Source organism: Corallococcus sp. CA053C, from assembly GCF_003611675.1.
Taxonomy (GTDB): domain Bacteria; phylum Myxococcota; class Myxococcia; order Myxococcales; family Myxococcaceae; genus Corallococcus.
Map to the genome: position 1 here is coordinate 1 of NZ_RAWA01000648.1, position 3,277 is coordinate 3,277.

Below are 3,277 nucleotides of genomic sequence, written 5' to 3' on the forward strand. Positions count from 1 at the left end.
TACACCCTAGGGTTCGTCGGCAGCGTCAGATGTGTATAAGAGCCAGGTGTTCGTCTCCAGCCTGGGCGCCATCACCCCCAACGCGACCGCGCTGGCGATGGAGCGGCACGCGAAGCAGGCGGGCATCGCGTCGGCGGGGCTGGGCGCGCTCCAGTTCCTGCTCGCGGCCGGGGCCTCCGCGGCGGTGAGCGCGAGCCACGACGGCACCGCGCGGCCCATGGCCCTGGGCGTGGCCATCACCGCCCTGCTCGCATTGGGAGCCCTGGGGCTTGCCCGGCGCACGACGCCGCCCGAAGCGGGCTCGCCCGCGGTCGATACGTCGGTGCCGACGCCCTAGCGAGCCCTGCCCTCGGGTGCGTTTGACGCTCCGGGACAGAGCACCCGATAGTTCGCCCCGCGATGCTTGCTCCCTTCTATTCCGCCTGTCCTGTCTGCAAGGCCACCGAGGCCCGCGCGGTCGTCGCCTTCAAGGAGCTGAGCTACGGCCGCTGCACCGGCTGCGGGCTCATCTACAAGCGCGAGCAGGTGCCCGGCCTGGGCGTGGGCTACGAGGAGAACTACTTCAAGCACAACCGCGCGAAGTACCTGAGCCGCTGGGACCACCGCGTGCGCAAGTGCCTGCGCCAGGTGCTGGTGTGCCAGGAGTACGCGCCGCACGCGAAGGACCTGCTGGATGTGGGCTGCTCCGCGGGCTACGTGCTGGAGGCGGCACGGCGCGCGGGGCTGAAGGCCACGGGGCTGGACTACTCGCAGTTCTCCGTGAGCCTCTGCCGCGAGCGCGGCTACACGGCCGAGTACGGTTCGCTGACGCGGATGCCGTTCCCGGATGCGTCGTTCGACATCATCACGCTCAAGCACACGCTGGAGCACGTGGATCAGCCGATGGACGGCCTGCGTGAAATCCAGCGCGTGCTGCGGCCGGGCGGGGTGGCGTTCGTCATCGTGCCGGACGCGGCGTACTACAAGATCATCGTGATGCCCCGGAAGGGTCGCTCGTTCCGGCCGGACCGGCGCGGCTGGCAGCACCACGTGTACTTCTACGAGCACAACCTCGCGGACGCCTGCGCGAGGGCCGGCATGGCGCCGGTGAAGGCGGGCAAGGACATCCTGCGCCGACGGCTGGCGAAGGGTCTGCGCGCCCCGTACGAATACGTGCGCTTCGCCCTGCTGTGGGCCTGGGTACAGGTGTGCCGCGTGACGCACCTGCGGCGGGAGATCCAGGTCATCGCCCAGAAGCCAAAGGCGGACGCGCGGCTTCCCGCGTCGCACGCCGAAGCGGCCTGATCACGCCCTGAAGCGCAGCCAGCCGCCCAGCACCGCGGCCAGCGCCAGCGCCACGGGGCCCAGCCAGTCGCCCCACGCGCCCGCGAGCGGATTCAGCCGCTCCGACGCCGGCACGTGCATCACCACGCTGGAGCGCTGGTTGTCTTCCAATTCGGAGGTCCACGCACCCGTCGGGTCGATGAGCGCGGTGATGCCGGAGTTGGTCACCCGCACCTGCGGGGTGCGCGTCTCGATGCTGCGGAAGGCCGCGTGCATCAGGTGCTGCCGGGGCGCGGGCGTGCCGGAGAACCACGAGTCATTGGACAGCGTGAGGAGCAGCTCCGCGCCCTGGCGCACCTCCTCCGCGACGTAGCCGGGGAAGAGCGCCTCGTAGCAGATGAGCGGCGCCACCTTGAGCACGCGGCCTCCGTTCAACCGGAAGTCCATCAGGCGGGGCCCGGGCCCGCGCTTCCAGCGGCCCGTCCACGGCATCCACGCGCGCAGCGTGGGGCTGTCCACCGCGTCCGGCACCCACTCCGTCAGCGGGAACAGCATCGTCTTGCGGTAGGCGGACTGCGCCAGCTCGCCTGTCGCGGAGGGGCCCAGGAACATGGCGGCGTTGAACTCGCGCTCGCCGTCCAGGTCATACGTGCCGAACACCAGCGGCACGCCGCGCTCCGCGACCCACGCGCGGATCTCCTCGTCCAACGCCCCGCCGTCCTCGCTCTTCGGCGTGCCGAACGTCGTCGGGTACACCGTCTCCGGCCACACCAGCAGGTCCAGCGGCCCCGAGTTCAGGAGCGCGTCCGACATCGCGTAGTGCGTGTCCAGGATGTCGCGCACCACCGCGTAGGTGCCCTGCTCCGCCGCGCGCTTCTCGATGTTCGTGATGTTCGCCTGCACCGCACCCACCACCAGCCCCGGAGCCGAGCGCACCGCCGCGCGCACCTGCCCCAGCCGCAGGTGTCCGTAGCCGAAGCCCAGGAGCGACAGCACGACCGCCAGCGCCACGGGCACGAGCCGCAAGCCCCGCCGCGCCACGAGCCCCTGCCCCACCGCCACGACGCACTCGTTGACGAGCAGCAGGCCCAGCGTGAGGCCCGGAGCGCCCGCCACGTCCGCGCCCTGGCGCAGGACCTCCGACGTGTAGAGGCCGAGGCCCAACGTCTCCGCGAACAGCTTGGGCGTGAACCATTCCGTGCCCACATACACGAGCGCGGTGAGCACGGGAGGCACCCACGCGAGGCGCGGGCCGTCCCCCACCTTGCGCCGCGCGTACCCGCGGATCCACGCGGCGGAGAGGAACTGGAGTTCCAGCACGGGTGCGATGAGCAGGAACACGCCCCAGCACAGCCACAGCGGGGCGCGCGAGTAGGCGGCGATGGCGCCCGGGAACCAGCCAAAGACAGACGCGGTGAACGTCACCGACAGCAGCGCTCCCAAGGCCAGCGCGCCGCGAGCGGAGCGGGTCCGGTCCACGGCCGCGAGCCACGGCGCCAGCACCACCGCGCCCAGCCAGGCGAAGCCCGGGCGCAGCTCACCGAACCGCGCGAACAGGGCGGTGGTCGCCGCGACGCCCAGCAGCGCCCAGGCCCACGCTCGCCACCGGCTCAAGGCGCGTCCCCGTCCTCTTCCTCGACGGGGAGCTCGAGCATCTGGTGGGGCATGCCGGGGGGCGCGAGCTCCTCGGGCACCACGCGGTTCTCGGGGATGGGGATGGGCTGCCCGCTCGCGTCCTTCGGCGTGTAGTCCGGATGGAACATCAGGATGGCGGCCACGGGCTGGCCGTGGTCGGTGGCCTGGTAGTGGCGCATGTAGCCGGGGGGCAATTCGAAGCCCTCGGGCACGACGAGCCCGCGCTTCAGGGGCTTGGTGCCGCGCTGGTACAGCGCCGTCCCGCTCTTGCCCTCGGGAGGGGGCGGATCATCGACGGGCACGGGGGCGGGCTCCTCCACGGGCAGCGGCGCCGCGACGGGGGCAGCGCGGCGCACGGGCGAGCGCGTCGGCTCCGGCG

At 72.0% G+C, this 3,277-nt stretch carries 3 protein-coding genes and 1 pseudogene; 2 read left to right on the top strand and 2 right to left on the bottom strand.

Annotated elements, in window-relative coordinates:
• The first annotated feature begins 46 nt into the window (after positions 1-46).
• Complete coding sequence (locus tag D7V97_RS41550) at positions 47-337, top strand: hypothetical protein (RefSeq protein ID WP_199729168.1); 291 nt, start codon at positions 47-49, stop codon at positions 335-337.
• Positions 338-399: 62 nt separating this feature from the next.
• Positions 400-1,284, top strand: coding sequence for a class I SAM-dependent methyltransferase (locus D7V97_RS41555; protein ID WP_120616066.1), 885 nt, complete (start codon positions 400-402; stop codon positions 1,282-1,284).
• Here D7V97_RS41555 and lnt read toward each other — a convergent pair whose 3' ends face one another.
• On the bottom strand, positions 1,285-2,877 hold the full coding sequence (gene lnt / locus D7V97_RS41560) for an apolipoprotein N-acyltransferase (protein ID WP_120616067.1): 1,593 nt from the start codon (positions 2,875-2,877) through the stop codon (positions 1,285-1,287). It abuts the gene before it with no gap.
• Positions 2,874-3,277, bottom strand: a pseudogene (locus D7V97_RS41565) (hypothetical protein); the annotation flags it as partial. The pseudogene D7V97_RS41565 and the gene lnt, both read right to left, overlap by 4 nt.

Bases quoted from the DNA above. Each gene is read 5' to 3' on its own strand.
- D7V97_RS41555 (WP_120616066.1), top strand. From the start codon at position 400: ATGCTTGCTCCCTTCTATTCCGCCTGTCCTGTCTGCAAGGCCACCGAG.